Genomic DNA, 18,079 nt, shown 5'->3' on the forward strand with positions numbered 1-18,079 from the left:
AATGGCCATCAAACCATTCAAAATATAGCATGAGCGATATAATCAACGAAACTCCGGAAGGAAAAGAAGGAAGCCTGCATGAATCCATTCCCGTAACAGGAATGTATAAAGACTGGTTTTTAGATTATGCCTCCTACGTAATTCTGGAGCGTGCCGTACCGGCAATTGAAGATGGCCTCAAGCCTGTGCAGCGCCGGATCCTGCACGCCATGAAGGAAATGGATGATGGTCGATTCAACAAAGTCGCCAACATCATCGGCCAATCCATGCAGTATCATCCACATGGCGACGCTTCTATTGGAGACGCCATTGTCAACATGGGGCAAAAAGATCTCCTGATCGAAACCCAAGGCAATTGGGGAGACATCAGAACAGGGGATGGTGCAGCAGCGGCAAGATACATTGAAGCGAGATTGTCAAAGTTTGCCTTGGAAGTGGTTTTCAATCCCCAAACCACTGAATGGCAACTTTCTTATGATGGAAGAAAAAGAGAACCTGTCACCCTTCCTGTAAAATTCCCTTTGGTATTGGCCCAGGGCGTGGAAGGTATCGCCGTGGGACTTTCAACCAAAATACTCCCACACAACTTCTGTGAACTGATCTTGGGGTCTATTCAAATCCTCAAAGGAGAAAGAACACACATCCTGCCTGATTTCCCTACAGGGGGAATGGCGGACTTTTCAGAATATAACGAAGGCGTAAGAGGCGGAAGGGTAAAAGTCAGAGCAAGAATTGAAGAAGAAGACAATAAAACCCTATTGATCAAAGACATACCATTTGGTACCACGACCAATTCTTTGATAGAATCGATCATCAAGGCCAATGACAAAGGTAAAATCAAGATCAAAAAAGTAGTAGACAATACGGCCAAAGATGTAGAAATCCAGATCCAATTGGTACCGGGGCAATCTCCTGACATGACTATTGATGCGCTTTATGCCTTTACGGATTGCGAGGTCAGCATCTCTCCAAATGCCTGTGTGATCATCAACGACAAGCCTGTTTTCCTTTCTGTCAATGACATATTGGAATACAATACCAAGCAGACCAAGGCTCTCCTCAAAAAGGAACTGGAAATCCGGAAGGCAGAATTGATGGAGAAATTGCTTTTCTCCTCTCTCGAAAAAATATTCATCGAAAACAGGATTTATAGAGATATAGAGGAATGTGAAACCTGGGATGCAGTCATCCAGACGATAGACAAAGGTTTGGAACCTTTCAAGCCGGATTTCTATAGAGAAATTACCACCGAAGACATAGTCAGGCTGACAGAAATCAAAATCAAGCGTATCTCCAAGTTTGATGCTTTCAAAGCTGACGAACTCATGAGAAGGCTTCAGGAAGAGCTCAAAGAGGTTAATCACCACCTGAGGCATTTGACTGAATATGCTATCCAATACTACCAAAACCTCTTGGACAAGTATGGCAAAGGGCGAGAAAGAAAAACCGAGATCAGGGCTTTTGACACCATCGAAGCCACTGTCGTCGCCGCCAACAATGCCAAGCTCTATGTGAACAGGGCTGATGGATTTGTGGGTTATGGATTGAAAAAGGATGAATTCGTATGTGATTGCTCTGATTTGGACGATGTGATCGTATTCCGCAGGGATGGCAATTGCGTTGTGACCAAAATCCAGGAAAAGGGATTTGTGGGCAAAGATATCCTCCATGTCGCCATCTTCCGCAAAGGAGACGAACGCATGGTTTACAACATGGTCTACCTTGATGGTGAATCAGGCAAGGCTATGGTGAAGCGTTTTCAGGTAATTGGGGTGACCCGAGACCGTGAATATGACCTGACCAAAGGCACAAAAGGTTCCAAAGTCATGTACCTGACCGCAAATCCAAATGGTGAAGCAGAAGTCATTACCATTTTCCTTACCCAAGGTGCCAAAGCCAAGATCAAAGTATTTGACTTTGATTTCAGCACCATCGAGATCAAAGGACGTGCAGCAGGAGGAAATATCCTGACCAAATATCCTGTCCGCAAAATTCAATGGAAAATGGCAGGAACATCCACCTTAGGAGGTCTTGATATCTATTTTGATGCCTCTATCGGCAGGCTCAATACCGACCAAAGAGGCCGCAAAATCGGCAATTTCTTAGGCGAAGACAGGATCATCGTATTCTACAAAAACGGGGATTATGAGCTGACTACCTTTGAACTTACCAACCGCTATGAAGCCAATGAGGTTGTTTTGATCCAGAAATTTGATCCTGAAAAAGTGATTTCAGCAGTCTATTTCGATGGGGTAAGCAAATCCTTCTTTGTCAAGCGATTCCTGATCGAAACCACCACCATCAACAAGAAATTTAACCTCATTTCTGACCACAAACAGTCATTCCTGAAAATCGTCTCCACTGAAAAGCAACCTCAGGTGAAAGCAGTCCTTCAGAAAGGCAAAGAGAAAGAGGAACAGGAGTTTGACCTCGATATCCTGATTGATGTCAAAGGTTGGAAAGCGATCGGAAACAAACTGTCTTCCTATCCGGTTTTGGAAGTTTCTCTGATAGAAAGCACCGCCAAAATCTCTGAGGAAACCGAAATTCCCGATGAAACTCCAGAAGATACAGAAACAGGGGAGGAGGATTTGGAGATTGGAACCACCATCGAATTCAAAATCAAAAAAGAAGAAGACGACAAAGACCAACTCGATTTGTTCTGATCCTTAGCTCCCTATATCATCAAAAAGGCACAAAAGAAATCTATCTTTTGTGCCTTATTTTAATCCCCATTTCTCGAACGCTGTCAGAATTATTGATTCATAATCCACCTTGCAAAAACGGAAAAGATCAATTGGGTTTGTTTTGACCCGATTAATCCTTACCTGTGATCACCTTCAAAATTTAAGTATGAAGAATGAGAACATAAAATCTGAAATCAGAAAAAGCCTTAAAAGTGGAAAATCAAAGAATGAAGTTTATGAAGAGTATTGCCAATCAACGGATAATGATCATTTAAGGAGAGTTTTAGCATCTATTCCCTCACCGGACACAAAGAAAAAATTCAGACTCATTCATTCAATAATATGTTGTATTTGGGTCCTTTTTTTCATAATCGAACTTCTTGGTTCCTTTGGGATATTTATCAATTTTGATCTTAAAGTTTTAATCACATTGGTAGCTACTACCTACCTTTTAATCGAAATATGGAAATTCAATGGTGATGCTTATTTACCGGGCATTATTTGGATGATACTTGGGGTATTCAATACCTTGAAAGATATGGGTACGGTGGAGAAAGATGATGTAGATTATGATGCGCTGATTATGCTGTCATGGATATATATTGCCTTATTTTTAATTAATATATCCCTGATGTTAATAGTGCGGAAAAATGTTTTCGGATATTATAATTGGTTTAAGCCTTCCCTTGATGAAGGAAAAAAGATAAAATTTCAAAAAGATTAAGTTATCCCAAATCGAGAAAATACTTTATTGTATGCTTCTATGATTACCTGAGTTTCAATAATCAACATTCAGGTTTCTTCAGGTGATATTTTTTAAAATTTACTTCAAAAATTTCATAATTTGCTTCTAATGAAGTATTTACGTTGATTTTAAATGAAATTTGATAAAAAATCTTGCCAAAATAAAGGAGTGTTAAAGAATTTGAATTTTTATAATCTCAAAAAAATAAGGCACAAAAAAAATACATCTTTTGTGCCTTTTTTATTCATCCCATTCAGAATTATTCATTCATAATTCTAACCTACCTTACACTCCTAACTTCTCACCTCTTATTTCTCCCTTCGTAAATCGAACTTCGTACATCGTACTTCTCGGCTCACTTTTCTTTTTATTTTTTCATTATCGGCAAACTGATAAAACTCGGATACTTACTCGAATGGTGGATCTTATTGGTTGCAACCACACCCTCTGTTTCATCATAATTATTTCCTCCTGTATTCATATTCCTGTCAAACCTTGGAAAGTTGGAACTGGAAACCTCAATCCGGATCCTATGTCCTTTTTCGAAGTAATTGGAGGTGGACATGGGTGTGAGGTTTACTTCATAGACTTTGCCAGATTCCATAAACATCTCTTTTTCGTAGCCTTCCCTGTACCTTACCCTTTGGATGGTTTCATCCAGATTGTATGCCTTTCCATCGGGGTAGACATCGATCAGCTTGATGGTTAGGTCCGTATCCTTCACATCAGTAGACAAATAAAGGGTAGATTCGATAAAACCGCTGACTTCCATTCCTTCAGCCAAAACTTCAGAAGTGTAAACCAATATATCTTCCCGAAGCTCCATTTCCTGTTGGTCATAGGAACCGCCTTGCACCGCATTGCCGGTACAGCAGACATTGCCGCCATAGGAAGTCACAGGATTCATGGGATCGTATTGGAAAGTGTCCGGATTGTCTTTTCCCGGTTTTTTATTGGTCAAAATCCCATCACCGTTTCTGCTATTCGCCTTGCCGGCGCTGTTCAGGTAATAAGTGGTCATTTCCGCTTCTTTGGGCGGCCAAGTGTCGGAAGTCTGCCACTTGTTGGAACCCATGGTAAAGTAAGTCACTTTGGCCATTTCCTTTTTTGGATCACCTTTGAGCCAATAATCAAACCAAGCATAGGTCATCTCATTGTAAGGAAGGCGGGCATCACCCATGCTTCTTTCACCCACAATGGTATTTTCTGTTGCTCGGGTAAATGAACAATGAAGGGTAGGGGCAATGACCAAATATTGGTTGTCCCGCACCTTAGGGTCTTTGGCATTGGTTATAATATGGTTGTACATCGCAAGGTTTGGGCTCGTAGAGACATCATACCAAGAGACAAACCAATAGGCTGGCTTTTCAAATTCCATGTTGTCATGGTATAGTCCACCCTCATACCATTTGGGATCGTTGGGCTTCCGGGTAATCATTTCCTCATAAATTCCCTGCGGGCCATTGACATTTTTGATAATATCCTGTACTGGCAGGTGACTCAGGGCCACTTTCCAATCCACCTTTGGATACCTAGGGGCCATGTCATAGAACTTCTGCAGCCTCAACAAATCTTCCTGAGAAATTCCTTCCGGTAATTTTGGTGCCATGGGATCGTGCTGTGTGCCATAGAGCCAAGCAGTGAACAGCATCTGACCTGCACCGCCTCGGTACCAGTTTCCCTGCTCATAATAATTACCGATCCTGCCGACTCCTGCGCCAAATGCCTGTGGCACCAAGGCTACATGGGCAGGATGGTTGAGTGAAGCTACCGCCATTTGCCACTCCGCTGTGGAAGAACAGCCGATAGTCCCGATTTTTTGGTTGCTCCAAGGCTGCGCCGCCATCCAGGTAAATGCATCATACCCATCAGTCAGCGGAGTGCCCAGAATATCCCATTCTCCCTCAGAGAAAAATCTGCCGCGCTCATTTTGGACCACATAGGCATAGCCACGCTTTACCGCTTCAAGAGCGGTCTGAAGGCTGCGTTCCTGCAGCTCTCCATCTCGGTAAGCGTTGAAGTTATAAGGAGTCCTTGAAAAGATTATCGGAACAGGCTGTGCCGTCTTGGGTCTGTAGATATCCGTGGCCAGCCTGACCCCGTCCCGCATGGGCATCATGACCTTTTGGTCGATAATGGCGATTTCTTCAAGTTGGGCTAATATTGATTTTTCCTGTGCAAAACTGTCTGTTCCCAGCAGCAGGAAAACCAAGAGAAAGAATAAATATGTCCTTTTCATTGTCATTTGAATTTTTCTTGTTGAAAATTCAAATTAATCAAAAAGTCGATCCGAACTTAAAAAGTTATTCAAAAGGGAAATTCTTATTCGTAAAATCAAAAGTTATTTCTTTTTAAAGGTTTCAAAAATAGGGGTTCTTCCTTTTTTCCGCTTTTCACGCTCCCTCTTCCTTCTTTTTTTATCCTGTTCTTTGCTTTTGACCAAGACAATCCTGGCGGAAATACCCACCTGACTGCGGTAAAATTCTTCTCTGCCCGAAAGGTTGAAGTTCGGTTTATAATCCAGTGAAATGACGGTGTTGGCCAAAGTCATTTCTATCCCACCCACAAGATCTACTCCGGTTGTAGGATTGCCATAGGTATGGATAATTTGGTTTGATTCAGGTACTTTAACAAAACTTTCCTCCCATCCTGAAGAAACTCCTGCCCCCAAATAATAATTGAAGCGCTTTGAGATGATGGGATTGTGCCTCTCTACCAAAAGGTGAAAAGTGGTGTTCCTATCAAAATCAGATTGGACGATGCCTTCCAAAGTGATTTGCTTAAACACACGCTGCTGTCCGGATAAACCGATGGTCCGGCCATTGGAATTGTTGCCAATCCTTAGGCCCAAAGCACTGCCATATCGTTGTGCAAAAATATCCTGAATAAAAAAAGATTGGATGCAGATAAACAAAACGAGACCGGTTTTATACATATCAAAGGTGAATTTGACCGAATTGCTCCAATAACTGTTCCAAGAAATTGAATCGTTGTCCTTACCAGTCTTCTTCTTTGCTTTCGTCAGGTTTAGAAGATATTTGTTCAAGATAGGGGCGGACAAAGGCTTCATTTTCGGCATCTACCCATATTTTGGTTTGAGATATTGACCGGTAGGTTTTTTCCATATTTTCAAATGTGGCGGTGGGGACATGGATCGGGATTTTGAATATCCGTGGGTCTGTTTTTTCAAAGGGAGTAGCTTTTTTACCGTTGAAAAAATAAGGAATCAAAGTGGAGGAACAGCCCAATGCAATCAGGTCCACGTGTTTTTCTTCAAAATAGAATTGAAGCCTTTCATTTATGCTTTCAAAAAACTCCAAAGTTTCCTGAAGCCGAACCCTAGAACCAGCCCTTGACTTTCCTTTGGTCTTCAAATGTTTGATTTGGCTTTTCCCTTGTTTCTTACGCACCATATAGGCCCGAAACACCTTATGGTCGGCCAATTGGCCATTTTCGTAAAAAGCAGTAACGGCCATGCCTGACTTGACAGAGATGATGACCTGATTCTGAAAATCCAGTTTTTGAATAGAATTCCCCTCTGCGGAAAATCTGCTGTGTATGGAATGTCTTATTTTAAATTCCTCCGACAAATTGGAGTTTTTAACCAATATTATTTTTCTATTGGCATCATAAGTAAAATTAAATCCTGCATTTCCACAGAAATGAAGTAGTTTATTTACTATTTCATCACTTATTTTTGCCCAATACATAATATTTCTTTTATAAGAGAATAGAAATGGTCTAATTTTTGTATCTTACATACATAAAAAATACGATTACTACATTTTGGTCGAATGTGGTAGTTGTTTTGATGAATCCTCAAATCAATATTAACTAGGAAAGGAAGTAAAGTTTTCAAACAGCCCAATATACCAATAAAACCTTTGGTGTCCTGTCGTATAAAATATTTACAGATCTCCTTAACATAAAAATTATTTAAAAGTTTATACTATGACCAAACAATAATCGTTATTCATAACAAAAAATTGGAATAATCCATGAAAATCAAAGAGATGATATTGCTGCATGAAGAATTCTTAGCTGACTTTGGTTTCAGCTTAGAAAAGAAACAGTTGCACTATTCAAAATCGATCAATCAAGGAAAGCAGATCATATTTTTTCACCACACTCATTTTAACGATGCGTCCTATCTAGAGTATCACCTGGGAGTGAGATTCGATCTTGTTGAATCCATCATCCATAAATTTTTGCCGACACTCGGAGACTATAAAGACAGAAGCATCACCTTGGTGGAGACTTTGGATAAAATTGATCCAAAAATGCCTAAAAGGTATTTTCTGGAAAATGACATGGAAATAAATCCTGTCATTGAAAAGGTGGAGGAATTTTTGGTAAAAGATGGATTTCCCTGGATGGACCAATATTCAAAAGGTATTAAATTGGAGAGGTTCTTTAATGAAGATCCGGACAAAAACATAGTTACCCAAAATTTCACCTACAGGTCATCGAGAGGAATTGCTTTGGCCAAGCTTTATAACCCTTCCAAATACAAAGAAGTCAGGGATATTTACCTGGCCAAAATGGACGAAATGCAGGTTACGCCCTTTACTGTGGCTTGTTTCCTAAATCTGTTGGGGTATTTGGACAACCTTTGATCTAAATACCTTGCCAATTTATTAGTCTAAATTCCTACAAACAGCCTTAGTCTTATTCCTATGTCCTTTGCATTGTGGATTGGGCTTTGAAAATCCTTACGTTTGTGTTTTTTACCAATCTATACTTTACGAAGTCGGGTAAGATTTTTGAAAATAAAAAATAGAACCTCATCAATCGGCCGGGTATGATTTGATTCTTTTTTTGAAGACATTTTTGGATGGCATAGGAGGCAACAAATTCAGGATCAAGGATACTCAATTTAGAAATTGTATTCAATTGTTGACATTTTCTGAAGTGACTGATATTGGAATTTATTCCTCCCGGAGAAAGCACACTGACATGTACATTTGTATTTTCCAGTTCATGCTGAAGACTTTTTGAAAAGTAATAGACAAATGATTTCGTAGCTCCATATACCTGTTTGTAAGCTCCTTCAAAGTGGGCGATTATTGAACTTACATTAATGATAAACGCCGTATCTTGAGCTTGAAGGACATCAAGCAAACCATGTGTGATCATGGTAGTTGCCTTGATGTTCAGCTGTATCATTCGGTTGAAGGTGGTAAAGTTTTCATTTGTAAAAAGATAATTCCCGCCTACACCGGCATTGTTAATTAGGAATGAAATGGGATAACTCTTTGATTTGACATGATCAAGTAATTGAATACAACTTTGGTCATCGGTTAGATCCAACTCTAGATAATCAACAAAAACCCCGAAATTTGAATTGATAAGGCTACATAACGATGGCAAACCTGTATCGGGCAATGCTACCAAAAAAAGGTCCATTCCCATTTTGGCTGATTCTATTGCAAAGGATTTCCCCAATCCTTCACTTGCTCCGGTAATCAAAACAAAGTGTTTCATCGGTCTTCTGATTGGGATAAAAATCGGATGGTGGTTTCAATCGTTTCCTCAAAAGGTGTAATGCGGTAACCGAGTTGTGAGATTGCCTTGGAGCAATCAAAAGCGGAGTTTTGACCTAACCGCTTGACCAAATCAGGAGTGATTCTTGGCTCGATCCCAAATCGGTCTGCCAAAAACTGAGAAAACAATGAATAATAGGACAGAGGCCAAACAGGAATTTTCAAAACCAAACCGTTTTTGTTTACCCGATTTTTTATAGCCTCAAACAGTTCTCCCAATGTCTTGTTTTCCCCACCAAGGATATATTTTTCTCCAATTGCTCCCTTATCTCTCGCCAAAATATGTCCATTGATGATATCTTCAATAAATCCATAATTCCCGATCACTCCGCTTTGCTTTGGAATGACGGCAAATCCTTTTTTGATGAAACCAATTATTATCCTGTTGACTCCCGAACTTGGGGAAGCTATCCCCGGGCCAAAAATTCTTGAGGGCATGACAATCAAGCCCGGAAACCCGTTAGCGGCATGTTTCAACAATTCCGTGTCTGCCAATGATTTGCTGATTTCATAGTCGTTGTTGAAACTGCTCCATCTTGGGGTTTCCTCATTGTTGGGAAGATTCAGCGAAGGTCCGATGGTCCCGGTTGAACTTGTCAGGATAAATTTTGAAACATTCAGTTCTTGGGAGATACGGATGACATTGGAGGTCCCACCCACATTTATCTTATAAAAATCATCCGAATTCTTGGTCCAAACTCTTGCCAAGGCAGCAACATGAAAAACAGTCTCACAGCCTTCCATGGCTGTTTTGATGCTGATATTATCCAAAACATCGCCAAAAAAAAACTTGATATTGGGATGCTCCAAGGTCTTTACAGCCTTGGGGTTTCGGATCAAGGCGTGGACTTTTTCACCATTTTCTGCAAGCTTTATAGCCAACCTCTGCCCCAAATATCCCGATGCTCCTGTGATAAAAGATTTCATACTATTGGTTTTAAGAATTCCGATATTGAAACCAAGTTACCCTACATAGAATAATAACCGAAATTGATTTGGGATTTTAATGCGCTTTGAAAACGGATTTGAACCAATAACTCTAAAAATATCAGAAAGATGGGCAATTAGACGCAACTAACTTGAATAAACATACAGGATAAGGGTATTTTGAGAAAATTACTCAAAGCATTTGCAATTAATGCGTTTGGAATAAAAAAGTAATCTGACGAATTCACAAATCAGGTTCTGAAATTTGCAGGCTATTTTCGCTTTACCCCACGTACAGCTTCTGCCTGTAAAGGTTCCTCAGGCCAGGAATGTTTAGGGTACCTCCTCTTCATTTCTTTTTTCACTTCGAAATAGGTGTTCATCCAAAAACTCCTCAGGTCCGAAGTCACCTGCACAGGCTTGAATCCGGGGGACAAAAGATGCAACAAAAGCGGAATTTTACCTTCATTGATTTTGGGTGTGTCGAGCCACCCGAATACTTCCTGAAGACGTACAGCCAACACAGGGGATTCGCCAAGCGCAGTATACTTAACCGGGATCATGCTTCCACTGGGAACTGCTATTTTTTCCGGTGCCAAGGACTGAAGAACCTTTTGCTGATTAAAATCGAGGCTGTTGAGCAGGATGTCTTTCAGTTTTAATCTGAGAAGGTCTTCTTCTCGTTTGACCCCGAGGAGGTATGGCGAGAGCCATTTATCTGCATTTTCAAGAAGTGTCGGTATCGAAAAATCTGGCCAAACTTGATCAGGATTCCAATTCCTCAGGGAGTTGACACGGTTTTGAAGCTGAAGGGTATCTTCATCAAAATCAAGTAAATTTTCCCCTTCTGACCGTATTGCTTCCAGGATTGCTGCTGCCCTGTCTGTTTCTGAGAGGTTGGTCAGTGGGCTGGATTTCAAGATGATGGAACCAAGACAAAGGTTTTTGACGGCTACCAATTCCCCGTTTCTTTTGTCCCATTTGATGATCTTTTTCTCTTTCACCATCGAAATCAGGTCTTTGGGATTAAGCGGAGAGGCCATGAATATTTTACCAACCCCATCCCTTGCATCCACGTGAGAAACTGCAAGCCACGATTCATGGGCAAGGTCATCTTTGTGACCCATCATGACTATCTTTCCATTTGCCAACTGAAATTGGGCATTGTTGCCAGGTCTGGAGCAGGCAATCCTTTCAGGATAGGCATAGGCGATCAGCAAACCAGTTTCAAAAGGGTCCACAAATCCGTTTTCTTCCTCAATGTGTAGCATTTTCCGATATTGTCGGGCTACTTTTTCTATTTTGTTGATCCCCTTTACAGATAGTCCTTCCCTACGGGCCCTTCGTAGTGATTCCAACCTCAGGTTGATATCCACTCCGGAGTCAGCATCCAAAGGATCTCTTTCCTCCAACAAGGCGGCGATGTCTGTGGCCAAACCCGTTTTTTGGATTTGCTCCGCCATGAGCAACATATGCGCTATCCTTGGGTGCGCAGGAATGTTGTGTATTTTTTGTCCATGTGCTGTGATTTTTCCTGATTCTAAGGCATTGATCTCATGGAGCAAATCATAGGCCTGAGAAATATGTCCCGAGGGGGGAGGAGTCAGCCAAGTCAGTTGCTGTATGTCATTGATTCCCCATTGGACCATGTCAAGAACGAGGAAAGCCAAATCTGCCTCCAAAATCTCCGGCGTCCTGAAATCTGCCATTTGAGCATGAGTATGCCTGGACCACATCCTATAGCAAACCCCCGGACCAAGTCTGCCCGCCCTTCCAGAACGCTGGTCTGAGGAGTCTTTGGAAATCCTGATCGTTTCCAACTTTGAAAGGCCTGTTCTCGGGTTAAATTTGGAAGTTCTGCCATAACCTGAATCCACGACTGTTTCGATACCTTCTATGGTCAAGCTTGTTTCTGCAATGGAAGTAGCCAAAACGACTTTCCGTTTTCCGTTTTTATTGGGGAAAATAGCCTGATGCTGGGCTTGGGGACTCAGCAGGCCATACAAGGGGTGTATTGAAAAACCCGGAAGTTGTCTCCTCAATATTGCCTCAGTTTTTTTGATCTCTCCCTGTCCGGGTAAAAAAACAAGAATGTCTCCGGTATGCTTCAAAGAAGCGTCTATAACTGATTTAGAAACCATTTCGGGTAAAATCCCAAGGTCAAAATCACCGACATAATGTTGGGAAACAGGAAAGGATTTTCCCTCGCTTTTTATAGCGGGCGCTTGAAGCAGGGCCGTCAACTGCGGCATATCCAATGTCGCCGACATGACCAGAATCCTTAAATCAGGTCTGAGGATTTGCTGAACTTCACGGCATAGTGCCATGGCTACGTCAGCATGAATGTTCCTTTCATGAAACTCATCAAATATCACCATTCCGACATCTTCCAAGGTACTGTCGGAATGCAACATCCTCGTCAAAATCCCTTCGGTGACTACCTCAATCTTGGTTTTTGCGGATATTTGGTTTTCAAAGCGGATCCTGAAACCGATGGTTTCCCCAACTTTTTCACCGATCAAATCTGACATCCGCCATGCTATGGTTTTGGCGGCAAGTCTCCTTGGTTCAAGCATCAATATCTTTTTCCCTTCCAAAAATCCCTCTTCCAATAACACCAAAGGCAAAAGTGTACTTTTCCCGGCCCCGGGAGGTGCATTTACAATAAGGGTGTTATGGGCAGCAAGTAGGGATTTTACTTCAGGAATGATGTCCTTTATAGGAAGGTCAATTGAATGATAGTCGAAGTTCAAAGTTTAAAATTTGATGCAAAGGTAAAAAAAAAATACCGCTGCTTACTGAATATCTACCTATCCAAAGCAGCGGTATTGCTTTACAAATGGAATTATTTTCTATTCAATTTTTGCAGATGCCTTTCCATATTCCCAACGAATCTCAAAGCTGTCAGCTTTCACTTCATATACCAATCTTTCTTCCAAGGTAGAAGTTTGGATAGAAGGAACCTCAACTCTTAAAGCATCTTTGCTTTGGTCATATTTGTAAGCTCCCCATTGTTTGGCTTCTTTGTTGAAAATAAAGGTAGAACTTGTCTCACCTGGGATGAGAAAGAAAGAATACTTTCCCGCAGGAAGTGTCTTTCCCTGGATTTTGATGTCTTTGGATGTCTCAAAAGTAGTGGCATCGTCAGCACCTGCTCTCCAAACTTGGCCAAGTGGTACCAAATCTCCCCAGATTACCCTTCCTTTTACTGCAGGGCTACTGTAGTTGATGGTGATTTTAGAACCTTTTATTGTTCCTTCTGCAGTTTTTGCAGGACTTGCTTTTTCTTGTGCAATCGCAACAATTGACATCATTGCAAGCAACAAGGTCAAAAAGCCAAATCTTTTTAAATTCATTTTTTTCATGGTTTAAAATGTAGTAAATATTTGATGGTTTAACTTGTACAGTCGTATTTTGGTTGTAAAAACTTGGTTAAATTTTTACCCAAGCCTGCTTCCTATGGCTTTCTATGATTCTTTCGCAGATCAAAAGTTCTCTAAGCCCATCGGCAAAAGTGGGGAAACTAGGTTTCTCAGGCTGCTTTCCTTCCCTTACCGCGGCATATACTTCTTTGAACATCTGTTTTGAGGTATCCGGAAAACCTTCATTATGTCCACCAGGAAAACTCACCAAAGCTGAAGCTTCACGGGAAAGGAGGGAAGGGTCTTTCATAAGATGATGGTTTGCTGTTTCTCTTTTGCCTATCCAAAGTTCATTAGGCCTTTCTGAACACCATTCAAAGTTGGCTTTTGAACCTGAAATCTCAATATTCAACCTGTTTTTCCTGCCTGCATTTACCTGGCTTACCGTGACTGAGCCTTTGTTTCCATTGTCAAATCTCAACAATACACTCGCGTGGTCTTCAGTGTTGATTGGCACTTCCGCATAATCCGAGGGTTCAAGCATTTTCCCTGAATAGGTTTCAATGGCTTTCAATGGCTTCAGCCTTGTTTTATGAACTGTACTGAAATCCGCCATCACTTCAGTTACTTTTAGGCCTGTGACATACTCAGTGATATCCAAAAGGTGCGAACCGATGTCAGCGATTGCCCTGGAATCACCTGATTTGTCCGGTTCCAATCTCCAATTGTAATCAGTCTGCAGAAACAACCAATCCTGAAGGTAAGAACCCATGACACTATATACCTCGCCCAAATCTCCGTTTTCACGCATGGTTTTCATCTGACGGACAATAGGATAGTAACGAAGGTTGAAATGTACGGCATTTACCAAGCCTTTTTCTTTGGCCAAAGCGACCAATTCTTCCGCTTCTTCTATTTTGGTTGCAAGAGGTTTTTCGCATACCACATGTTTACCGGCCAATAAAGCAGCCTTTGATTGGGAAAAATGCAGGAAGTTTGGCGTACAGATGTGGACTACGTCAATCTCCGGCTGCTTGAGCATTTCCTCAAAAGTGTAGGCATTAGGAATACCGAGTTGGGTTGCTTTTTCTTTAGCCAAATCGATGTTCACCTCGCAGAGTGCTGTGACTTCAATATTGGGTAATCTTCTCAAAGCTTCCAAGTGGGCAGGGCCAATAAATCCTGTTCCAACAATGGCTGTTTTTATTTTTTTCATTGGTTAAATTGGTTTGAAATCGGAATTAAAGATAGGGGCAAGATTCATATTTTAAAAAAATAGAAAACAAAAAGTCATTCCAAATAAGGGGAAAAAGGGCCTAAAATGAAAAAAGGCCACTGCAGTAGCTGCAGTGGACCTCTTCACCAATTATGAATAGATAAAAAAATTAGCCAAAGTCAATGTTTTGGATGGGTAATCAGAGTCTATTTAAATAATAATCATAATAACAGATGCAAAGGCAGTCAAAATACCTAAAATCCGAAATGTCTTTGCCAAAAAGCCTCTTAATTCATAGGCACGCTGTTCTTCAATACTTCCAAATGTGATACAGCCATTTCTATCAGTATGGTAAAAAGCATAGATGTCAGTTTCAAAATTATTCTTGTGTGCAAAAACCAATAAAGTAACCGAAAGGATTATGGAAATGTAGAGAAGTTGTGATTTGCTGATTTCCATCGGGAAACCTGAATTATCGCCAAAAAAAGGAAATAATCCTGCTTCTGTAAATTCCTTTGATTCATCCTGTTGTTTCACCTCATTTAAAAGTGAAGCGTTTTTTGGGAGAATATCTTCATTAGCCAAAAGGTTATGGGACAAGAGGGTGAAGCAAACCATCAAAAAAGCAAATGCGCTTATAAGGACTTTTTTCATTTCAAATGGAGTATTAGGGTGATTAATGTTGGGCTTTTGGGTGACTCAACTGATTGAAAATAAGTAAGAAAAAAATTAACATCAAAATTTTATTATCAAAAAAATATACATTACAAAATTTATAGGATGAAATATTTTTTATTGGATATCAAATATTCTAAATACTACAACACTCGTTTGAAACAATGAAAAGAATACCAGCTTGATGATAATTTTCCCGCTTTTCAATTCAGTTTTCACCAATAATAAAACCAAACAATCAATCTGTTTTATAAAACAAAGACAGAATCAAAATTGGTAATCAATGTTTGAAAACCAATTACCGCAAACCAAAAGAAGTGGAAATCTATCCAATTATTTATAAATAGAAATATTTTAACTTAAAATTATTCCTAATATTTAATTCATTAATTGATAATTTATTTTGGAAAATAAGGATTTAGCAATTTTTTATATTAAATTAAAGCTGTTTTTTAAGATAAGATGGAAGATCAGTTTGACATTGTCGAGTTTAAAGCGCTAGATGGATTCCGATGCAATCTTTGGCACTATAAAAAATCAGGTGATTCTAAAGGTCCGGTTTTGTTGGTACATGGGGCAGGGGTGAGGGCCAATATTTTCAATGCACCCACAGATACAAATATCATTCAAGCTTTGGCTGAGGCCGGATACGATGTGTGGCTGGAAAACTGGCGTGCGAGCATTGACCTTCAGCCAAATGAATGGAATCTTGATATAGTGGCTGAGAATGACCATCCTGCTGCAGTCAGGAAAATAGTCGAAATGACTGGTAAAAAAGAAATCAAAGCCATCATCCATTGTCAGGGAAGTACCAGTTTCATGATTTCTTATGTCAAAGGGCTTCTTCCTGAGGTGAAAACAATTATCAGCAACGCCGTTTCGCTTCATCCAGTTGTCCCCAATTTCTCCATATTCAAAATCAACTTTTTGGTTCCTATCGTCAGCTTGATGTTTGATTACCTCAATCCTCAGTGGGGCCTTGAAGCTCCTGATTTCAAAACCAAAATGCTTCGAAAACTTGTGAAAGTTACCCATCCTGAAAATGATACTATGGTGGGTAAATTTGTGAGTTTCACATATGGATCAGGTTTTCCTGCCCTTTGGCTGTTGGAAAACCTCAATGAAGAAACAAAGAACTGGATTCAGCAGGAATTCGCGAACGTCCCACTGACATTTTTCAAGCATATCCAAAAATGTATCAGAAAAGGGGTTTTGATACCTATTAATGGTCAAAACGGCCAAAGCTATGCACCAAAAAATTTTAGACCTGAAGCAAGGATTGTACTGTTTGGAGGTATGAAAAACCTATGCTTCCTGCCTGATAGCCAACAACATACTTTCGAGTATTTGGAAAGGGTGGATTCCGGTGTCCATCAATTGTACCTATTGGAAAATTATAGCCATCTCGACGTTTTCTTTGGCAAAAATTCCCATAAAGATGTATTTCCCCTGATGATTGCTGAGTTAAACAAACCTTAATTTTTATTCCCATGCCACCTAACAGAATCAAAAATTACCAAGGCAGACATGCGTTGGTGGACGGAATTCCCTACGTGATGCCCGTCAGTGCAAAAAATTCACCTGCTTTGATGGCTGGTTTTACCTGCGATTGGGAAAAAGCAAATGCCCTTCTTCCTGGAAATGAAATCCACGCCCTTCTCCTTCCAAACGGAAAAGCAACCTTACTCATTACCGTGATCAATTACCTGGATACAAGTATTGGCAAATACATCGAATACAGCATCGCGATTGGATGTACACACGGACCAAAACCAGCTCCACGAATGCTCAATGCTGTGATGCTAAAAACCTATGGAACAGGCCAATACATACTCGACCTTCCGGTAAGCAGTGAGGTTTCTGTGAAAGGGGGAAAGGGAATTTGGGGAATGCCCAAGCACAAAGCCAATCTCGATTTTAAGGTAACGGATGATAAGGTCACAAGTCAATATGAAAAAGACGGACAATTTGCATTCCGAATAGAAATTGAAAGACCGAAAAGCGCTTCCCTAAAGCTTAAAATCGGTGCAACCAACTATTGCAGGTTCAGGAATATGCTCATGGCATCATACATTTACTTTGATACCAAAGCAGGTGTCAATCTTTTTGGAAAGGCCAAAGGAAAGCTTTATATCGGTGACCATCCCAATGTTTCATTTTTGCGGGACATAGATATCAATCCTGACCCTTATTTTACTCTGTTTATGCCAAAAGCCAATGGCATACTTGATGATCACTTCGATTGTTGGTTTATGACTTATGACGAGCCCCAGAAAAAAATGCCCGAAGGCCTTGAAAGCATTTATAACCTGGGATTGAGTGAAGATTGGCTTCCTGACCCTTCGATAACAGATTTCGAAAAGTACAAAATCTAATATTCCACAAAAACCATTTTCCCTATGAGCCCTCTAAAACAAACCATCGTTGACCTGAGCAATGCTTATGTCTTTTTTTGTGCCTCTATTTATTTGGGGATGTTCTGGTCCCTTCATTTCTTCTGGTTCCCAAATTACCCTTCTACTCTTAACCTGGAGAATTATTACGACGCAATTATCCCTCAAACCACCTTAGCTACCAAGTTTTTCTTCATCACTATTCCCATCATGGCAGTATGCTTGGTGATCATGCTTGTTTCGGAATGGAAGTCAAAATTGATGTGGGTTCCCATAGTCTGGATTCCGGGACTTTTTGCTCCGGTGATTATCCAACAGGCATACATAGAGGATATCAATGACCAATTCTCTGCGGGGGTAACAGATGAAGCTACACTTCAGATCCTTCTTACTGACTGGATGTATCTCAATGATTTAAGATGGATCATATTGACTGTAATGTGGTGCATTACCATGTATTTTTTTATTGCCAAGGCGAAAGGAAGATAATTCCCAGTACCATTTCATTTTCAGTTTATCCATTTAACCAAG

The 18,079-nt window shown here is 40.5% G+C and carries 15 protein-coding genes; 6 read left to right on the forward strand and 9 right to left on the reverse strand.

What is annotated here, in order from left to right; all coding sequences use genetic code 11:
* Window positions 1-29 precede the first annotated feature (29 nt).
* Both DQW11_RS00780 and DQW11_RS00785 read left to right on the forward strand, forming a co-directional pair.
* Window positions 30-2,666: a DNA gyrase/topoisomerase IV subunit A gene (locus DQW11_RS00780; protein ID WP_113922089.1), complete on the forward strand. Its 2,637-nt coding sequence runs from the start codon at window positions 30-32 to the stop codon at window positions 2,664-2,666.
* Window positions 2,667-2,853: 187 nt separating this feature from the next.
* A complete protein-coding gene (locus DQW11_RS00785) occupies window positions 2,854-3,411 on the forward strand; it encodes a hypothetical protein (RefSeq protein WP_113922090.1) in 558 nt (185 codons plus the stop codon).
* Between the two features lie 388 nt (window positions 3,412-3,799).
* Here the strand turns inward: DQW11_RS00785 and DQW11_RS00790 are convergent, their stop codons facing one another.
* The 3 genes from DQW11_RS00790 to DQW11_RS00800 all read right to left on the reverse strand — a co-directional run bounded on the left by DQW11_RS00790 (window position 3,800) and on the right by DQW11_RS00800 (window position 7,142).
* Window positions 3,800-5,671 (reverse strand): CocE/NonD family hydrolase, encoded by a 1,872-nt coding sequence (locus DQW11_RS00790; protein ID WP_113922091.1) that lies wholly within the window; start codon window positions 5,669-5,671, stop codon window positions 3,800-3,802.
* Window positions 5,672-5,773: 102 nt separating this feature from the next.
* Window positions 5,774-6,367, reverse strand: a complete 594-nt coding sequence (locus DQW11_RS00795) for a hypothetical protein (RefSeq protein ID WP_113922092.1) — start codon at window positions 6,365-6,367, stop codon at window positions 5,774-5,776.
* Window positions 6,368-6,428: 61 nt separating this feature from the next.
* A complete protein-coding gene (locus DQW11_RS00800) occupies window positions 6,429-7,142 on the reverse strand; it encodes a hypothetical protein (protein ID WP_113922093.1) in 714 nt (237 codons plus the stop codon).
* Between the two features lie 288 nt (window positions 7,143-7,430).
* On the opposite strand from DQW11_RS00800, the gene DQW11_RS00805 reads away from it, so the two are divergent.
* Window positions 7,431-8,048 carry a hypothetical protein gene (locus DQW11_RS00805; RefSeq protein ID WP_113922094.1) on the forward strand — a complete coding sequence of 206 codons (618 nt, stop codon included), beginning with the start codon at window positions 7,431-7,433 and terminating at the stop codon, window positions 8,046-8,048.
* 58 nt (window positions 8,049-8,106) lie between these two features.
* On the opposite strand, the gene DQW11_RS00810 is transcribed toward DQW11_RS00805, so the two are convergent.
* From DQW11_RS00810 to DQW11_RS00835, 6 genes are all read right to left on the reverse strand, one after another.
* Window positions 8,107-8,916 (reverse strand): SDR family NAD(P)-dependent oxidoreductase, encoded by an 810-nt coding sequence (locus DQW11_RS00810; RefSeq protein WP_113922095.1) that lies wholly within the window; start codon window positions 8,914-8,916, stop codon window positions 8,107-8,109.
* Window positions 8,913-9,902 (reverse strand): NAD-dependent epimerase/dehydratase family protein, encoded by a 990-nt coding sequence (locus DQW11_RS00815; RefSeq protein WP_113922096.1) that lies wholly within the window; start codon window positions 9,900-9,902, stop codon window positions 8,913-8,915. Before DQW11_RS00815 ends, DQW11_RS00810 begins: the two co-directional genes overlap by 4 nt.
* Before the next feature lie 272 nt (window positions 9,903-10,174).
* On the reverse strand, window positions 10,175-12,655 hold the full coding sequence (gene hrpB, locus DQW11_RS00820; RefSeq protein WP_113922097.1) for an ATP-dependent helicase HrpB: 2,481 nt from the start codon (window positions 12,653-12,655) through the stop codon (window positions 10,175-10,177).
* Between the two features lie 99 nt (window positions 12,656-12,754).
* Window positions 12,755-13,267, reverse strand: a complete 513-nt coding sequence (locus DQW11_RS00825; RefSeq protein WP_113922098.1) for a DUF2911 domain-containing protein — start codon at window positions 13,265-13,267, stop codon at window positions 12,755-12,757.
* 67 nt (window positions 13,268-13,334) lie between these two features.
* A complete protein-coding gene (locus DQW11_RS00830) occupies window positions 13,335-14,480 on the reverse strand; it encodes a Gfo/Idh/MocA family protein (RefSeq protein ID WP_113922099.1) in 1,146 nt (381 codons plus the stop codon).
* A gap of 210 nt (window positions 14,481-14,690) precedes the next feature.
* On the reverse strand, window positions 14,691-15,134 hold the full coding sequence (locus DQW11_RS00835; protein ID WP_113922100.1) for a hypothetical protein: 444 nt from the start codon (window positions 15,132-15,134) through the stop codon (window positions 14,691-14,693).
* A 483-nt stretch (window positions 15,135-15,617) separates the two neighbouring features.
* Here DQW11_RS00835 and DQW11_RS00840 point away from each other — a divergent pair, with 483 nt between their 5' ends.
* From DQW11_RS00840 to DQW11_RS00850, 3 genes are read left to right on the forward strand one after another with little or no spacing between them, the layout of a single operon-like run.
* Window positions 15,618-16,634, forward strand: a complete 1,017-nt coding sequence (locus DQW11_RS00840; protein WP_113922101.1) for an alpha/beta hydrolase — start codon at window positions 15,618-15,620, stop codon at window positions 16,632-16,634.
* Between the two features lie 11 nt (window positions 16,635-16,645).
* Window positions 16,646-17,530 carry an acetoacetate decarboxylase family protein gene (locus tag DQW11_RS00845; protein ID WP_113922102.1) on the forward strand — a complete coding sequence of 295 codons (885 nt, stop codon included), beginning with the start codon at window positions 16,646-16,648 and terminating at the stop codon, window positions 17,528-17,530.
* Window positions 17,531-17,554: 24 nt separating this feature from the next.
* Window positions 17,555-18,037, forward strand: a complete 483-nt coding sequence (locus DQW11_RS00850) for a hypothetical protein (protein WP_113922103.1) — start codon at window positions 17,555-17,557, stop codon at window positions 18,035-18,037.
* Window positions 18,038-18,079 lie beyond the last annotated feature (42 nt).

Source organism: Cognataquiflexum aquatile (assembly GCF_003316845.1).
Classification (GTDB): Bacteria; Bacteroidota; Bacteroidia; order Cytophagales; family Cyclobacteriaceae; genus Cognataquiflexum; species Cognataquiflexum aquatile.

What these genes read in the sequence shown, in the direction of transcription:
- DQW11_RS00780 (WP_113922089.1), top strand. Translation starts at nt 30, where the DNA reads ATGAGCGATATAATCAACGAAACTCCGGAAGGAAAAGAAGGAAGCCTG.
- DQW11_RS00785 (WP_113922090.1), top strand. Translation starts at nt 2,854, where the DNA reads ATGAAGAATGAGAACATAAAATCTGAAATCAGAAAAAGCCTTAAAAGT.
- DQW11_RS00790 (WP_113922091.1), bottom strand. Translation starts at nt 5,671, where the DNA reads ATGAAAAGGACATATTTATTCTTTCTCTTGGTTTTCCTGCTGCTGGGA.
- DQW11_RS00795 (WP_113922092.1), bottom strand. Translation starts at nt 6,367, where the DNA reads ATGTATAAAACCGGTCTCGTTTTGTTTATCTGCATCCAATCTTTTTTT.
- DQW11_RS00800 (WP_113922093.1), bottom strand. Translation starts at nt 7,142, where the DNA reads ATGTATTGGGCAAAAATAAGTGATGAAATAGTAAATAAACTACTTCAT.
- DQW11_RS00805 (WP_113922094.1), top strand. Translation starts at nt 7,431, where the DNA reads ATGAAAATCAAAGAGATGATATTGCTGCATGAAGAATTCTTAGCTGAC.
- DQW11_RS00810 (WP_113922095.1), bottom strand. Translation starts at nt 8,916, where the DNA reads ATGAAACACTTTGTTTTGATTACCGGAGCAAGTGAAGGATTGGGGAAA.
- DQW11_RS00815 (WP_113922096.1), bottom strand. Translation starts at nt 9,902, where the DNA reads ATGAAATCTTTTATCACAGGAGCATCGGGATATTTGGGGCAGAGGTTG.
- DQW11_RS00825 (WP_113922098.1), bottom strand. Translation starts at nt 13,267, where the DNA reads ATGAAAAAAATGAATTTAAAAAGATTTGGCTTTTTGACCTTGTTGCTT.
- DQW11_RS00830 (WP_113922099.1), bottom strand. Translation starts at nt 14,480, where the DNA reads ATGAAAAAAATAAAAACAGCCATTGTTGGAACAGGATTTATTGGCCCT.
- DQW11_RS00835 (WP_113922100.1), bottom strand. Translation starts at nt 15,134, where the DNA reads ATGAAAAAAGTCCTTATAAGCGCATTTGCTTTTTTGATGGTTTGCTTC.
- DQW11_RS00840 (WP_113922101.1), top strand. Translation starts at nt 15,618, where the DNA reads ATGGAAGATCAGTTTGACATTGTCGAGTTTAAAGCGCTAGATGGATTC.
- DQW11_RS00845 (WP_113922102.1), top strand. Translation starts at nt 16,646, where the DNA reads ATGCCACCTAACAGAATCAAAAATTACCAAGGCAGACATGCGTTGGTG.
- DQW11_RS00850 (WP_113922103.1), top strand. Translation starts at nt 17,555, where the DNA reads ATGAGCCCTCTAAAACAAACCATCGTTGACCTGAGCAATGCTTATGTC.